At 59.4% G+C, this 13617-nt stretch carries 16 protein-coding genes; 8 read left to right on the top strand and 8 right to left on the bottom strand.

The annotated features are described in order from the left end of the window. Window positions 1–90: 90 nt before the first annotated feature. Window positions 91–846: a spermidine synthase gene (locus tag ACSFE6_RS15715; protein ID WP_435428468.1), complete on the bottom strand. Its 756-nt coding sequence runs from the start codon at window positions 844–846 to the stop codon at window positions 91–93. A 173-nt stretch (window positions 847–1019) separates the two neighbouring features. Here ACSFE6_RS15715 and ACSFE6_RS15710 point away from each other — a divergent pair, with 173 nt between their 5' ends. Continuing rightward, on the top strand, window positions 1020–2366 hold the full coding sequence (locus ACSFE6_RS15710) for a class II 3-deoxy-7-phosphoheptulonate synthase (RefSeq protein ID WP_435428467.1): 1347 nt from the start codon (window positions 1020–1022) through the stop codon (window positions 2364–2366). Window positions 2367–2478: 112 nt separating this feature from the next. On the opposite strand, the gene ACSFE6_RS15705 is transcribed toward ACSFE6_RS15710, so the two are convergent. Together ACSFE6_RS15705 and ACSFE6_RS15700 are read right to left on the bottom strand one after the other, a co-directional pair. Then, window positions 2479–3705, bottom strand: coding sequence for a winged helix-turn-helix domain-containing protein (locus ACSFE6_RS15705; RefSeq protein ID WP_435428466.1), 1227 nt, complete (start codon window positions 3703–3705; stop codon window positions 2479–2481). A 64-nt stretch (window positions 3706–3769) separates the two neighbouring features. Further along, window positions 3770–3985 carry a DUF1127 domain-containing protein gene (locus ACSFE6_RS15700; protein WP_435428465.1) on the bottom strand — a complete coding sequence of 72 codons (216 nt, stop codon included), beginning with the start codon at window positions 3983–3985 and terminating at the stop codon, window positions 3770–3772. Window positions 3986–4080: 95 nt separating this feature from the next. On the opposite strand from ACSFE6_RS15700, the gene ACSFE6_RS15695 reads away from it, so the two are divergent. Then, window positions 4081–4935 carry a LysR substrate-binding domain-containing protein gene (locus tag ACSFE6_RS15695; protein WP_435428464.1) on the top strand — a complete coding sequence of 285 codons (855 nt, stop codon included), beginning with the start codon at window positions 4081–4083 and terminating at the stop codon, window positions 4933–4935. Here ACSFE6_RS15695 and ACSFE6_RS15690 read toward each other — a convergent pair. Further along, the gene (locus ACSFE6_RS15690; RefSeq protein WP_435428463.1) at window positions 4925–5674 is read right to left on the bottom strand and encodes a sulfite exporter TauE/SafE family protein; all 750 of its coding nucleotides are present in this window, start codon (window positions 5672–5674) and stop codon (window positions 4925–4927) included. The two genes, ACSFE6_RS15695 and ACSFE6_RS15690, sit on opposite strands and share 11 nt — an antisense overlap. Before the next feature lie 112 nt (window positions 5675–5786). On the opposite strand from ACSFE6_RS15690, the gene ACSFE6_RS15685 reads away from it, so the two are divergent. The 4 genes from ACSFE6_RS15685 to ACSFE6_RS15670 all read left to right on the top strand — a co-directional run bounded on the left by ACSFE6_RS15685 (window position 5787) and on the right by ACSFE6_RS15670 (window position 9068). Next, entirely contained in the window at window positions 5787–6743 is a 957-nt protein-coding gene (locus tag ACSFE6_RS15685) for a LysR family transcriptional regulator (RefSeq protein WP_435428462.1), read from the top strand. A 69-nt stretch (window positions 6744–6812) separates the two neighbouring features. Next, on the top strand, window positions 6813–7274 hold the full coding sequence (locus tag ACSFE6_RS15680) for a MarR family winged helix-turn-helix transcriptional regulator (protein WP_435428472.1): 462 nt from the start codon (window positions 6813–6815) through the stop codon (window positions 7272–7274). A gap of 323 nt (window positions 7275–7597) precedes the next feature. Then, window positions 7598–8017 (top strand): organic hydroperoxide resistance protein, encoded by a 420-nt coding sequence (locus ACSFE6_RS15675; protein WP_110964188.1) that lies wholly within the window; start codon window positions 7598–7600, stop codon window positions 8015–8017. Window positions 8018–8054: 37 nt separating this feature from the next. After that, a complete protein-coding gene (locus ACSFE6_RS15670; protein WP_435428461.1) occupies window positions 8055–9068 on the top strand; it encodes an alpha/beta hydrolase fold domain-containing protein in 1014 nt (337 codons plus the stop codon). Between the two features lie 95 nt (window positions 9069–9163). Here ACSFE6_RS15670 and ACSFE6_RS15665 read toward each other — a convergent pair whose 3' ends face one another. Both ACSFE6_RS15665 and earP read right to left on the bottom strand, forming a co-directional pair. Next, window positions 9164–9733 carry an elongation factor P gene (locus ACSFE6_RS15665; protein WP_435428460.1) on the bottom strand — a complete coding sequence of 190 codons (570 nt, stop codon included), beginning with the start codon at window positions 9731–9733 and terminating at the stop codon, window positions 9164–9166. 48 nt (window positions 9734–9781) lie between these two features. Then, a complete protein-coding gene (gene earP, locus ACSFE6_RS15660; protein ID WP_435428459.1) occupies window positions 9782–10939 on the bottom strand; it encodes an elongation factor P maturation arginine rhamnosyltransferase EarP in 1158 nt (385 codons plus the stop codon). 124 nt (window positions 10940–11063) lie between these two features. Between earP and ACSFE6_RS15655 the strand changes: the two genes are divergently transcribed. Together ACSFE6_RS15655 and ACSFE6_RS15650 are read left to right on the top strand one after the other, a co-directional pair. Then, a complete protein-coding gene (locus ACSFE6_RS15655) occupies window positions 11064–11474 on the top strand; it encodes a hypothetical protein (RefSeq protein WP_435428458.1) in 411 nt (136 codons plus the stop codon). 2 nt (window positions 11475–11476) lie between these two features. Next, complete coding sequence (locus tag ACSFE6_RS15650) at window positions 11477–11959, top strand: GreA/GreB family elongation factor (RefSeq protein ID WP_435428457.1); 483 nt, start codon at window positions 11477–11479, stop codon at window positions 11957–11959. 16 nt (window positions 11960–11975) lie between these two features. On the opposite strand, the gene cysB is transcribed toward ACSFE6_RS15650, so the two are convergent. Both cysB and ACSFE6_RS15640 read right to left on the bottom strand, forming a co-directional pair. After that, window positions 11976–12950 carry an HTH-type transcriptional regulator CysB gene (cysB, locus tag ACSFE6_RS15645; RefSeq protein WP_008057010.1) on the bottom strand — a complete coding sequence of 325 codons (975 nt, stop codon included), beginning with the start codon at window positions 12948–12950 and terminating at the stop codon, window positions 11976–11978. Between the two features lie 113 nt (window positions 12951–13063). Continuing rightward, window positions 13064–13567, bottom strand: a complete 504-nt coding sequence (locus ACSFE6_RS15640) for a universal stress protein (protein ID WP_435428456.1) — start codon at window positions 13565–13567, stop codon at window positions 13064–13066. Between the last annotated feature and the right edge of the window lie 50 nt (window positions 13568–13617).

Here is a 13617-nt window from a genome sequence, read left to right as displayed (position 1 = left end):
TTTTGGGGGGGGTGTTTCCTCACCAGGGGGGGTGTGCGTGCTGTTTGGATCGTCCCCCCTCCCCCCAACGAGGCCGTCACAAACGCCGACTTATGTCGCCGGACGAATGCACTTGATCAATGACTGCAACGAATACCCCAGCCTTGGCGCCAGCGCTTCAGCTCGAGCAATCACCCCGTCCATGTCCAGCACTTGATCCAAATCGGAAGGCACGATCAGAATCACGTTGCCCTCCTTCACCGGCAACTCCCAGTAGTGTCGGTGATAGAGCCCGCGCAGCAGTGCGGCGCCCAGCGGCTTACCGTCGTCGGTGGCCCATTGGTTGATCACCAGCCAACCACCCGGATTCAGGCGTTTCTGGCAGTTTTCCAGGAAGGTCCAGGCCAGGTGCCCGGCACCCGGACCGACGTCGGTGTAGAGGTCGACAAAAATCAGGTCCGCGGACTCGGCGGTGTCGAGCAGTTCCAGCGCATCGCCCACGCGGATATACAGGCGCGGATCGTCATCCAGCCCAAGATACTCGATGGCCAGACGCGGCACATCGGGCCGCAACTCGATGGCTTCGACGTCTTCCAGCGGCAGGAACTTGAGACAGGCCTGTGTCAGCGTACCGGCACCGAGTCCTAGAAACAGTGCGCTTTCCGGCTGCTCATGGCACAGCGCACCGATCAGCATCGCTCGGGTGTAATCGTATTCGAGCCAGCTCGGGTCGGCCGTGAACACGCAACTTTGCTCGATGGCATCACCGAATTCGAGAAAACGGTAATCGGCCACTTCCAGCACGCGAATCACACCAAATTCGTCCTGCACCTCGGCGAGCAAATGCTCGACGCGCTCCTCAGTCATTTCGTCTCCCGAACGTCACTATGCCTGCATCGAATAAACAGCAGCGCAGCCACACCACAACCACACCGCTGCGGGCAGCGGCAAAGGCGCGATTGTCCGCCAAGCTTCGGGAACAGGTCACGCACTAATTGCTGATAACATGGTTGTCCGAGCGTAAAACATTAGAGACCGTGATGAGCCAACCCTGGAGTCCTGACAGCTGGCGCGCCCTGCCGATCCAGCAACAACCCCAATACCCCGATGCGGCGCATTTGCAGCACGTCGAGCAAACCCTGGCCAGCTACCCGCCGCTGGTGTTTGCCGGTGAAGCCCGGGAATTGCGTCGTCAGTTTGCAGAAGTGACCCAGGGCCGCGCCTTTCTGTTGCAGGGTGGCGACTGCGCCGAAAGCTTCGCCGAGTTCTCTGCCGCGAAAATCCGCGACACCTTCAAGGTGTTGCTGCAAATGGCGATCGTCATGACCTTTGCGGCCGGTTGCCCGGTGGTCAAGGTCGGGCGCATGGCCGGACAGTTTGCCAAGCCGCGTTCGGCCAACGACGAGACCATCGATGGCGTGACCCTGCCGGCCTACCGTGGCGATATCGTCAACGGTATCGGTTTCGACGAAAAAAGCCGCGTGCCAGATCCGGAACGCTTGCTGCAGTCCTATCACCAATCCACCGCCACCCTGAACCTGTTGCGCGCCTTCGCCCAGGGCGGGTTTGCCGACCTGCACCAAGTGCACAAGTGGAACCTGGATTTCATCGCAAACTCGGCCCTGGCGGAAAAGTACAGTCATCTCGCCGACCGCATCGATGAAACCCTGGCGTTCATGCGCGCCTGCGGCATGGACAGTTCTCCGCAGCTGCGCGAAACCAGTTTCTTCACTGCCCACGAAGCGCTGCTGTTGAACTATGAAGAAGCCTTCGTGCGTCGCGACAGCCTGACCAACGATTACTACGACTGCTCGGCCCATATGCTGTGGATCGGTGATCGCACCCGTCAGCTTGACGGTGCCCACGTCGAATTCCTGCGCGGGGTGAACAATCCGATCGGGGTCAAGGTCGGCCCGAGCATGAACACCGACGACCTGATCCGCCTGATCGACATTCTCAACCCGGACAACGACCCAGGCCGTCTGAACCTGATCGCGCGGATGGGCGCGAACAAGGTCGGCGATCACCTGCCACAACTGATCCGTGCCGTTCAACGGGAAGGCAAGCAGGTGCTGTGGAGTTCGGACCCGATGCACGGTAACACCATCAAGGCCAGCAGCGGCTACAAGACCCGCGACTTCGCGCAGATCCTCGGCGAAGTGAAGCAGTTCTTCCAGGTGCACCAGGCCGAAGGCAGCTATGCCGGCGGCATCCATATCGAAATGACCGGGCAGAACGTCACCGAGTGCATCGGCGGTGCGCGACCGATTACCGAGGATGGCTTGTCGGATCGTTATCACACTCATTGCGACCCGCGGATGAATGCCGATCAGTCGCTGGAATTGGCGTTTTTGATTGCTGAAACCTTGAAGCAGGTTCGACGGTAGTTTTCGATCGCCTGATGTACCGCTATCGCTAGCAGGCTAGCTCCCACACGGGTTTTGTGTACGACACAGATCCAGTGTGGGAGCCAGCCTGCTGGCGATTAGGCCAGATCAGTCACTCATTTATCTGTGCCAATGCTACCCGCAATCTTGCCGCACTCGCCCGCGGGCAATTCAACTGCACCCGTTCCAACCCCAGCCAATCCGCCATCCGCCGCAAATTGACGGCCAGCGCCAGCATCCCTTCGTCATCCAGCCCCTGCTCCTCCTCATGCACCGCATGCACCGCCAACTGCCCCGCCGCACGCTCGGCGCGCAGATCAACCCGCGCGGCAATCCGTTCGCTGTGCAAAAACGGCAAGACATAATAGCCAAAGATCCGCTTGTCCTGTGGCGTATAAATTTCCAGCCGGTAACGAAAATCGAACAGGCGCTCGGTGCGACTGCGCTCCCAGATCAGCGAGTCGAACGGTGAAAGCAGCGCGCTGGCCTCGACCTTGCGCGGTACTTTGGGCTCGGGCAGGCAATACGCCGGCTGCCGCCAGCCCTGGACTTCACATCTGAGCAACTCGCCCGCCTCGACCAGCTCCTCAAGTCGCGGGCGACTGTCGGCGGGGTTCAGCCGAAAGTAGTCGCGCAAGTCCTTCTCCGTGCCCACCCCCAAGGCTGTCGCAGCATGCAGCAACAGTCCGCGCTGAGCCTCGGTCTCGGTGAGTACCGATTGCGCCAGGATCGCCGGCGGAATGACCCGCTCCGGCAGGTCATAGAGCCGCTCGAACCCGCGTCGGCCGGCAACGGTCACTTCACCGGCGGCGAACAACCATTCCAATGCGTGCTTTTCCGCGCTCCAGTCCCACCACGGCCCGGCCCGCTCCTGGCGAGTCGACAGGCTGCCTGCGCCCAGCGCACCCTGCTCCTCAACACAGGCCAGCACCCGGCGAATCGTGTCCTGTTGTTCGCGACCGAAACGCGCCAGCTGTTGATAAATGTCTTCACCCCGCCTCGCACGCTGCATGCGCCAGCGCATCAATGGATACATAGACAAGGGCAACAGCGAGGCTTCATGCCCCCAGTATTCAAACAATGTACGGCGCCGGCCCCGGCTCCAGGCCGCCTGGTCGAGCAAATCGGGAGCGTAATGACCGAGACGGGAAAAAAGCGGTAGGTAGTGCGAGCGCACCACAGCGTTGACGGAGTCGATCTGCAGAAGGCCCAGCCGTTCGATCAGACGGTTGAGTTGAAGCGGTTTGACCGGCACCGGCGGCTGGCGCCCGTTGAATCCTTGGGCAGCCAGCGCCAGACGCCGAGCCTGTTTGAGGGAAAAGGATTGTGTTGCGGGCATGGGCACCTCCTTGTCTGCTCGCAACCTACCTCACCGAAAGTCGGTTTGTGTAGTGGTGTATTGCTCATTTGTGCATCGGGTCATTCCAAAAGGGTTTGACCGATTCATGCTCCACGTCTGCACGGCTCATGCCGATGTCCTTCAGTGCTTCATCACTCAGGCTCGCCAACAGCTCGCGCTCGCGGTGAAGTTCGTACCAGCGGCTGAACTTGTGCAACAGGTCCGATACCAGATGGTGAGTGTGCGGTTCTACTGCTTGATGTTCATGTTGACCTTTCATCTTGTTGCCCTCCGTTTGGATGGCTTCAGTCTCTGCCCAAGCCTAAGATCAATCCAACGAATGTTTCTGATGTCACATATCTCGGAGATTGATGAATGTCTGCCTACCCGAGTATCGATACCGAAGTGTTGCGTACCTTCGTCGCCATCGCCGACCAGGGCGGATTTACCCGGGCCGGGGAACAGGTCAACCGCACCCAGTCAGCCGTGAGCATGCAGATGAAACGGCTGGAAGAAGATGTATTGCAGCGGCAATTATTCCAGCGCGACGGCCGGCAGGTCCGACTGACGGCAGAAGGCCAGGTATTGCTGGGGTACGCCCGGCGCATCCTCAAGCTGCACAGCGAGGTGTTCAACACCCTGCGCGAGCCGCACATGGTCGGCATGGTGCGCATCGGTACGCCAGACGATTACGTGATGCGTTTCCTGCCGGGGATTTTGCGGCGCTTTGCCCAGTCGTACCCGCTGATCCAGATCGAGGTGCACTGCGAATCATCAAAACAGTTGCTGTTGCGCCAGGATCTGGACCTGACCATCGTCACCCGCGAGCCGGGCAACGAAATCGGTCAGTTGCTGCGCAAGGAGCGTTTTGTCTGGGCCGAGGCACAATGCTACAGCGCTCACGAGCAGACACCGCTGCCGTTGGCGATGTTCAACAGCGATTGCTTCTGCCGCCTGTGGGCCTGCAATGCCCTGGACGCCATGGGCCGTGAATATCGCGTGGCTTACAACAGCGACAGCCTGTCGGCCATCATGGCGGTGGTCAGTGCCGGTCTGGCCGTGACGGCGCAACTGGAAAGCCTGGTCACCGCGGACATGCGCATCCTCGGTGAAGACGAAGACCTGCCGGTGTTGCCCGAAGCCAGCATCATGCTGGTGCGCAACCTGCACAACCCATCGCCGATCACCGAGTGCCTGGCCGAACACATCATCGAGGGCTTCAAACCTTAAAGGCGAGCATCACCGCGCAGAACACCAGAAACCCGCAGAACAGTGCGCGCAGCGTTCGCTCGGGCATGGCGTGGGCAATCTTGACGCCCCAACTGATGCTCATCAGGCCGCCGACTGCCAGTGGCACGCCGATCATCCAGTCCACTTCATGGTGCACGGCATAGGTGACCAGGGTAACGCCGGTGCTCGGCAGGGCCAGCGCCAGCGACAAGCCCTGGGCAACCACCTGGGTGGTGCCGAACAGGCTGGTCAACACCGGCGTCGCCACCACGGCCCCGCCTACACCAAACAAACCACCCATGGTGCCGGATGCGGCACCGAGCACCCCGAGCCATGGCCACGAATAGTTCATCTGCGCAGAAGCCGGGGCGCTGGCGTAGAACATGCGCATCAGGTTGTATGCCGACAGTGCTATCAGGAACGCGACGAAACCCAGGCGCATGATTTGCGCATCAATGCCCACCGCCCAGATCGAACCGATCCAGGCAAAGCAAAAGCCCATGGATGCCAGCGGCAGTGCGTGGCGCAATTCGATGCGATTACGCTGGTGATAACGCCACAGCGCCAGCATCACGTTCGGTACCACCATCACCAGCGCCGTCCCTTGGGCAATCTGCTGATCGAGACCAAACAATACGCCCAGCAGCGGTATGGCGATCAGTCCGCCACCGATGCCGAAGATGCCGCCGAGGGTGCCCAAGGCAGCGCCGAAGACCAGATACATCAAAAACTCGATCACTGCGATTTTCCCCACTCCGTCAGGCCTTTCATCCTACGCAGATGGTGATGGCACGGAAACGCACAGCAACGCACAATGGCTATGCAAAACTCGCATAGGCAATAAGTAAACCATGAATCCCAACCAACTGACCGACCAACTGGGCCTGTTTCTGGACGTGCTGGAAACCGGCAGTTTTTCTGCCGCATCACGCCGCCATCCACTGACGCCTTCGGCGGTGGCTCGACGTATCGACAGTCTGGAAAGCGCCGTCGGCAGCCAGTTATTCATTCGCAGTACCCACGCGGTCCGTGCGACACCGGCTGGTCTGGCGTTTGCCGAACGGGCGCGCCGGATCGTCGCGGAATTGCGTCTGGCCAGGGCAGAAGCCGTATCGCTCAGCAGTGCGCCCGAAGGCTTGATTCGGGTCGATGCGCCAGCGGCGTTCGGTCGACGGCATCTGGCGCCGGTGATTGCCGATTTTCTCATGCTCTATCCCGGTCTCGACGTGCAGTTGCACCTGATCGACAGTTTTGTCGACATGCAGGGCTTGAACCTGGGCAAGGTTGATCTGGTGTTACGCGCCGGGCAATTGGCCGACACTCGCCTGGTGGCCACGCCGTTGGCGAGCATGGTGCGCATCGCCTGCGCCAGTCCCGATTACTTGCAACGGCGCGGCGTGCCAAGCGATCCGAGGCAGTTGAGCGAGCACGATGGCCTGGACTGGGATGGACTCGCGCCTCCGTTCGCCTGGCGATTTGAACAAAACGGTCAGTTGCAACTGCATCGACCATCGCGCATCCGCATGAGCGCCAACAATGCCGAAGCACTGGTCTGCGGTGCACTGGCTGGTTTGGGCATTGCACATTTGCCGACCTGGCTGGCCAGCGAATACCTGCTGCGTGGCGAGCTGGTGCCGCTGTTCTGCGAAAACGGCCTGCCCAAACCGGAAAGCTCCGGAATCTATGCCTTGCGTCTGGAGCAGCAGCCCAACTCCCGCAGCCGCTTGTTGCTGGAATACCTGAAAACCCGTTTCAGCCCTATTCCGCCATGGGACTTGGTACTGCAAGCCCAACTGGACCACCATTAGTCTAGAATTGTCTGGTGCATTAAAGATTTGCCCGCTAGATTCATGATGATCACTGATCAAGGTTTCGAAATGACCACCGAGCGCAACACCCCGGATACCTGCGACGACCTGCTGCTGGACAACCAGGCCTGCTTCGCCCTGCATTCCACTTCGCTGATGATGACCAAGGTCTACAAGCCCTTGCTGCAAGCGCTGGGCCTGACTTATCCACAGTACCTGGCAATGATGGTGCTGTGGGAACAGGACGGTTTGACCGTCGGCGAAATCAGCGCTCGCCTGTTGACCGATCCTGGTTCTCTGACGCCGCTGCTCAAGCGCCTGGAAGCCGAAGGCGTGCTCAGCCGCACCCGTAGCCGTGAAGACGAGCGCGTGGTGATCGTCGAGCTCACCGAACAAGGCCGCGCCTTGCGCGACAAGGCGCGGGACATTCCCCAATGCATCCTTGGTGCCAGCGGCATGACCCTGGAGCGACTGCAAAAACTGCAAGCGGAGCTGCAAGAGCTGCGTCAACATCTGCAAGACAGCCTCTGACACCACAGATCCCCTGTAGGAGCGAGCACACTCGCGATGGTGCTCAACGATGACGCGGGAAACCTGATTCACCTTGGTGTTCTCAGGTTTTTCGCGAGCATGCTCGCTCCTACAGTTTCTATCGTCGGTGAAAAAAATTTGTCGCCGACGATCTCGCCTCCATAGCTCTAACTCAGTACTTCCAGCCAACCTGTTAGATCGGCGATCAGTCAATCTCGAAATTTATATTGCGCACTAAACATTTGCGCGATACATTCATTTCGCACTTACTTGGCGCGCAAACATTTAGCGCAAAAAAATCAAACCCGAACGAGGCTTTCACCATGCAAACTCTCTACACCGCAATCGCAACTTCCACCGGTGGCCGTGACGGTCGTGCGATTTCCAGCGACAACATCCTCGACGTCAAACTTGCTACCCCGAAAGAACTCGGCGGCGCCGGCGGTGCGGCGACCAACCCTGAGCAACTGTTCGCTGCCGGCTACTCGGCCTGCTTCATCGGTGCGCTGAAGTTCGTCGCCAGCCAGACCAAGCGCAGCATCCCGAGCGACGCCTCGATCACTGCCCATGTCGGCATCGGCCAGATCCCTGGCGGTTTCGGCCTGGACATCGACCTGCACATCAGCTTGCCGGGCCTTGAACAAGCCGATGCGCAAAGCCTGGTCGACGCAGCCCACCAGGTCTGCCCGTACTCCAACGCCACCCGCGGCAACGTCGATGTGCGCCTGCACGTAACCGTCTAAACCTCACCGTCCAACCAGGCCCGAACAGGAAATGAACATGAACACTTTCAGCAAAGTCTTGACCGGTACCCTTCTCGCTCTGTCCGTCCACAGTGCATTCGCCGGCAACGTTGAACACAACACCCAGGCCTTTCTGGATGTATTGAACGCAGGCACCGGCAAACCGATGGAGCAGATGACACCCAAAGATGCCCGCGCCGTGCTGGTGGGCGCGCAGGCCGGGGTGAAGCTGACGCTGCCAAAAGCCGACGTCAGCGAGAAGACCATCCAGGTCGATGGCCAACCACTGAGCCTGACCATCGTCCGGCCGGCCGGGGTCAAGGGTGAGCTGCCGGTGTTCATGTTCTTCCACGGCGGTGGCTGGGTACTGGGAGACTTCCCGACCCACGAGCGGCTGGTTCGTGACCTGGTGGCTGGGTCGGGTGCGGCGGCGGTTTTCGTCAATTACACACCGTCGCCGGAAGCACATTACCCGGTGGCGATCAACCAGGCTTACGCCGCGACCAAATGGGTGGCCGAGCACGGTAAAGAGATCAACGTCGATGGCAAGCGCCTGGCCGTGGCCGGCAACAGTGTCGGCGGCAACATGGCGGCGGTGGTCGCGTTGATGGCAAAAGACAAAGGCACACCGGCCATCAAGTTCCAGGTGCTGCTGTGGCCGGTGACCGATGCCAACTTCGACACCGGTTCCTACAACCAATTTGCCGAAGGGCACTTCCTCACCCGCAACATGATGAAGTGGTTCTGGGACAACTACACCACCGATGCCAAACAGCGCAACGAGATCTATGCTTCGCCGCTGCGGGCAACCCCTGCGCAACTCAAGGGCCTGCCACCGGCGCTGGTACAGACCGCCGAAGCCGACGTCCTGCGCGATGAAGGTGAAGCCTACGCCCGTAAGCTCGACGAAGCCGGTGTGCCGGTGACCTCGGTCCGCTACAACGGCATGATCCACGACTACGGATTGCTCAACGTGGTGAGTCAGGTGCCGGCGGTGCGTTCGGCGATGTTGCAGGCGTCCGAAGAGCTGAAACAACACCTGAAGAAATAACGCGGTACCCCATGTGGGAGCTGATCGTAGAATCCAACAGGCACAAAAAAGCCCGACTCAATGGTCGGGCTTTTTCATTCCTCAAAAAGCAGTGCTTATTTGGCACGGCCTTTGTAGGAACCGCCTTCGCGGGTATCGATCTCGATCATGTCGCCGATATTGATGAAGTCAGCAACCGACAGCTCGGTGCCGTTCTTCAGTTTGGCAGGCTTCATCACCTTGCCGGAAGTGTCGCCGCGAGCGGAACCTTCGGTGTAGTCAACCTGACGCACGATGGTGGTCGGCAGCTCTACGGAAACCAGACGGCCTTCGAAGAACACGGCTTCGCAAACGTCGGTCATGCCTTCTTCGATGAACGGCAGAACGGCGTCGATGTCTTCGGCGTTCAGCTCGTACATGGTGTAGTCGGTGGTGTCCATGAACGTGTAGGAGTCACCGCTGATGAACGACAGGGTCGCTTCTTTGCGATCCAGGATCACGTCGTCCAGCTTGTCGTCCGCACCGTAAACGGTTTCGGTCTTGTAGCCGGTCAGCAGGTTTTTCAGCTTGGTCTTCATGATCGCGCTGTTACGACCGGACTTGGTGAATTCAGCTTTCTGAACCAGCCAAGGATCGTTGTCGATACGGATCACGGTACCGGGTTTGAGTTCTTTACCAGTTTTCATTACGAATATCCGAATTTGGATGGGATTTACAAAAATCTAGGCCGCGTATCATAGCCAATTTACATAAAACTGTACCAGCGCTGCGGCAAGATCGGCCTGGGAGGCCTGTTCCAGACACCACGTCTCGGCGTGTTTTTGCAGTTCTGGCCAATGTTTGCGGGTCGATTGCCAGTGATCGGTCATTCTCTCACCGGCGTTCCACGCCCGCCAGAGACCGCTGATCGCCTCGCGCGCAGGCGCTGAAAGGTCGTTCACATAAAGCGCGAGAAAGGCCTCGAGCTTGTCGAGATGCACATCTTCTTCCTGTTGATAAATGTGCCAGAGCAACGGCCGGCCCGCCCACTGGGCGCGGACAAAGGAGTCTTCACCGCGCACGGCGTTGAAGTCGCAGCACCACAGCAAGTGGTCGTACTGGTCCTGTCGGACGAACGGCAGCACCTGCATCGTCAAGGCGTTGCGCACATGCAGCGCACCGGCCGCCAGCCCGCTGACCCCGAACCAACGCTCGACGTCAGCGAGAATCCGCCCTTCCGGCACCAGCAGGTGCGTAGGTGTCGAATCACCTGCCAACGCGTCCAGCCAACTGGCCAGCCCTGCATTTTCGTAGGCAAACAGTGAAATCAGCTGCGCATCCGGCGCACGATCAATCCCCAGACCTTGCAGGAACGCTCGTTGTGCCTCGGGACTTTGCTGAAACTGCCTGCGGCGCTCCAGCAATCCACTTTCGCGCAACAGGCCACCCGTGTCTTTCTGGAATCCAGGAAAGAAGTAGAACTTCTGCACGTGCTTGTATTTCACCGACGGCAAACCGTGGCAGCCGACCACCCAGTCTTCCGCACTCAGGTAATCCAGGTTCATCCACAGTGGCGTTTTTTCCCGCTCGGCCATGGCTTCCATGTAGGCACCCGGCAATTGGCAGGCAAACGCGGCGATCACGACATCCGCGGCCTCGACAGGCTGCCAGTCGGCTGCCCAGTGACGCACCTCGACACCCTGCTGCCATTGCTGCGAGGTGTGGATGTCGATTTCCGGACACATCCGCTCGAAGGCACGCAGGTCATCGACCCACAAACGCACCGCCAGCCCATGCTCGGCAACCAGTTGCCGGGCCAGACGCCAGGTCACGCCGATGTCGCCGAAATTGTCGACCACGGTGCAAAAAATATCCCAGCGCCTGTTTTTTTTCATTTGAGGCAGTGCAGGCATTCCAGGCTCCCGTTGGCAAAGGCAGCGATTGTCCGCATAAATTACCTCGTGCAGAAGAGCCGACGACGATTAATCTTCATGCGACAATCGCCACTCGCCCGCGACCCACCGCCAGGAGGCAGCCATGCCCTACCGTCCCAACCCGCGCCGCCCGTTGCCCATCCAGCTCAACGCCGTGCAACTGACCGGCAGCATCGCCCTTGGATTGTGGCTGGGGTTCATCGCCATTGCGTTGAGCTGCTGGCTCGTCGCTCGCCTGTTCTTCAACGAGCAATTGGCGCCTGTTGCCACGGCCGTGGAGCAACTGACCAAACCACCCGTTGTCACGCAACCGGTGCCGGATATTCCGCCGCAGAGCCCATTGTTCGAACAATACGAAGAGAACCTGCGCAAGAGTGAGCAGGCACAACGGCTCGATCAGGCACGCAGCAGCAACCGCAACCTGTCGAACCCCAAATGCCAGTTCTGGCTGCAACAGGACCAGACGGCACCGAGCGAAAAAAGTCGCAACAATGTCCTGCAATTCTGCGATTGATCATGAACAAACAGATTGTCCACCAACTGATTCTCGACAAGTTGCGCATCGATCTCGACATCGCCGAGCGCGCTGCGTTGACCGCTTACGAAACCGCGACCCACGAAGAAAACATCGCCGAAAACAAGTACGACACGCTGGGTCTGGAAGCCTCCTACCTGGCAGCCGGGCAGGCCAGGCGCGTCGAGGAAATCCGCCAGTCACTGGCGCTCTGCCAAAACCTGATCCTGCGTCCTTATGACGAGCAGCGCGGTATTGAAGTCGGCGCGCTACTCGGCCTGGAAGACGAAAAGGGTCGCGAGCAGTGGCTGTTTCTGGCGCCGGATGCGGCCGGCTTGAAGGTCGATCTGGTGGGGCAACCCATCACCGTCATCACCCCGCGCTCACCGCTGGGCAAAGGCTTGCTGGGCAAGTTCGAAGGCGATGAGGTGGAGATCCTGGTGGCGGGCGCTCGGCAACAGTTTGCTGTCACCGAGGTGGTCTAGACCGCTGCTTGATTGATCAATGAACCGGCAGCTCGACACCGTCGAACAGCTCTTCCAGTTCCTGCTTGTTGTGACACTGAATGGCCTTGGCCATGACTTCGCGGGTCAGGTGCGGCGCGAACTTCTCGATGAAGTCACACATGAAACCCCGCAGGAATGTGCCGCGACGGAAGCCGATCTTGGTCACGCTGGACTCGAACAGCTCGCTGGCATCGAGCACCACCAGGTCATTGTCGAGTTTGGTGTCCACGGCCATTTTTGCCACGATGCCTACACCCAGGCCAAGACGGACATACGTCTTGATCACGTCGGCGTCGGCGGCGGTGAACACCACTTTCGGTGTCAGGCCACGGTGGCTGAAGGCTTCGTCAAGTTTCGAACGGCCGGTGAAACCGAACACGTAAGTCACGATCGGGTATTCGGCCAGGGCTTCGAGGGTCAGTTTCGACAGCTTGGTCAGTGGGTGCCCTTGAGGCACGACCACACAGCGGTTCCAGCGGTAGCACGGCATCATCACCAGGTCGCCGAACAGCTCCAGCGCTTCCGTGGCGATGGCGAAATCCACCGTGCCGTCAGCGGCCATCTCGGCGATCTGCATCGGTGAGCCCTGGTGCATGTGCAGGGCAACGTCCGGGTATTGCTTGATGAAATTGCTGATCACCGGTGGCAATGCATAACGTGCCTGGGTGTGGGTGGTGGCGATCGACAGGGTGCCTTTCTTCTCGTTGGAGAACTCTTGGGCGATCTGCTTGATGCTTTCAACCTTGCGCAGGATCTCGCCGGCGGTGGTGATGATGCGCTCGCCGGCCGGAGTGACGCGGGTCAGGTGCTTACCGCTGCGGGCGAAGACCTCGACGCCCAGTTCGTCTTCCAGCAGGCGGATCTGTTTACTGATACCCGGTTGCGAGGTGTAAAGGCTTTGGGCTGTAGCGGAAACGTTGAGGTCGTGGTGCGCCACTTCCCAGATGTAGCGCAATTGTTGAAGCTTCATATGAATCCCTCAAAGCAGATAGACGCCACGGGCATCAGCGACGATATATAACTATATTAATGGTTTGAAGAATAAATCTAGAACTTTTTTATCGAAATGCCAGTATTCGCGTTCTAGTGATCCCCCTGGCGACGACGTTGCACCAGCGGCACCAGGTAAACCGGCACCGAAGACAGTTGCAAAACCCGCGCTGCTGTCCGGCCCAACGGCGTTTCCGCGCCAGCACCATGGCTATGACTACCTACGATCAGTAAATCCACAGAGAGTTTCTGCGCCTGGTCGAGAATCACCTGCGACGGATCGCCTTGCAGCACCCGCACTGCTTGAATCCGCTCCAGGTCCAGCTCACCCTCGCCCCCCAGTTCTTCACGAAAGCTGTCGAGTACCCTCTGCTCGATACTGGCAATGACGGTATTCAGCCCCTGACTGTGAAACTCGTTCAGCGCCTGCTCGTCCAGGTAACTCTGCAGCACCGACTCGGCGAACAGCCCCATGGGTTCAACCGCATGCACCACGTACAGGTCGGCATTGAATGTCCGGGCCAACGCCAAGGCATGCTGCATCACCAACGGTGCGTACAGACCGAGGTCAGTGGCATAGAGCATCGAGCGAATCATATGACCTCCTCGAATGCCAACATGGCGGAGATTGATTCAGCTTAGCAGTG

It is taken from the genome of Pseudomonas baetica (assembly GCF_051216495.1).
Lineage (GTDB): Bacteria > Pseudomonadota > Gammaproteobacteria > Pseudomonadales > Pseudomonadaceae > Aquipseudomonas > Aquipseudomonas baetica_B.
This window is presented reverse-complemented; position numbering and strand designations above follow the sequence as displayed.

Excerpts from the sequence above, each read along its gene's own strand:
- ACSFE6_RS15715 (WP_435428468.1), bottom strand. The coding sequence starts at position 846 with ATGACTGAGGAGCGCGTCGAGCATTTGCTCGCCGAGGTGCAGGACGAA.
- ACSFE6_RS15710 (WP_435428467.1), top strand. The coding sequence starts at position 1,020 with ATGAGCCAACCCTGGAGTCCTGACAGCTGGCGCGCCCTGCCGATCCAG.
- ACSFE6_RS15705 (WP_435428466.1), bottom strand. The coding sequence starts at position 3,705 with ATGCCCGCAACACAATCCTTTTCCCTCAAACAGGCTCGGCGTCTGGCG.
- ACSFE6_RS15700 (WP_435428465.1), bottom strand. The coding sequence starts at position 3,985 with ATGAAAGGTCAACATGAACATCAAGCAGTAGAACCGCACACTCACCAT.
- ACSFE6_RS15695 (WP_435428464.1), top strand. The coding sequence starts at position 4,081 with ATGTCTGCCTACCCGAGTATCGATACCGAAGTGTTGCGTACCTTCGTC.
- ACSFE6_RS15685 (WP_435428462.1), top strand. The coding sequence starts at position 5,787 with ATGAATCCCAACCAACTGACCGACCAACTGGGCCTGTTTCTGGACGTG.
- ACSFE6_RS15680 (WP_435428472.1), top strand. The coding sequence starts at position 6,813 with ATGACCACCGAGCGCAACACCCCGGATACCTGCGACGACCTGCTGCTG.
- ACSFE6_RS15675 (WP_110964188.1), top strand. The coding sequence starts at position 7,598 with ATGCAAACTCTCTACACCGCAATCGCAACTTCCACCGGTGGCCGTGAC.
- ACSFE6_RS15670 (WP_435428461.1), top strand. The coding sequence starts at position 8,055 with ATGAACACTTTCAGCAAAGTCTTGACCGGTACCCTTCTCGCTCTGTCC.
- ACSFE6_RS15665 (WP_435428460.1), bottom strand. The coding sequence starts at position 9,733 with ATGAAAACTGGTAAAGAACTCAAACCCGGTACCGTGATCCGTATCGAC.
- earP (WP_435428459.1), bottom strand. The coding sequence starts at position 10,939 with ATGCCTGCACTGCCTCAAATGAAAAAAAACAGGCGCTGGGATATTTTT.
- ACSFE6_RS15655 (WP_435428458.1), top strand. The coding sequence starts at position 11,064 with ATGCCCTACCGTCCCAACCCGCGCCGCCCGTTGCCCATCCAGCTCAAC.
- ACSFE6_RS15650 (WP_435428457.1), top strand. The coding sequence starts at position 11,477 with ATGAACAAACAGATTGTCCACCAACTGATTCTCGACAAGTTGCGCATC.
- cysB (WP_008057010.1), bottom strand. The coding sequence starts at position 12,950 with ATGAAGCTTCAACAATTGCGCTACATCTGGGAAGTGGCGCACCACGAC.
- ACSFE6_RS15640 (WP_435428456.1), bottom strand. The coding sequence starts at position 13,567 with ATGATTCGCTCGATGCTCTATGCCACTGACCTCGGTCTGTACGCACCG.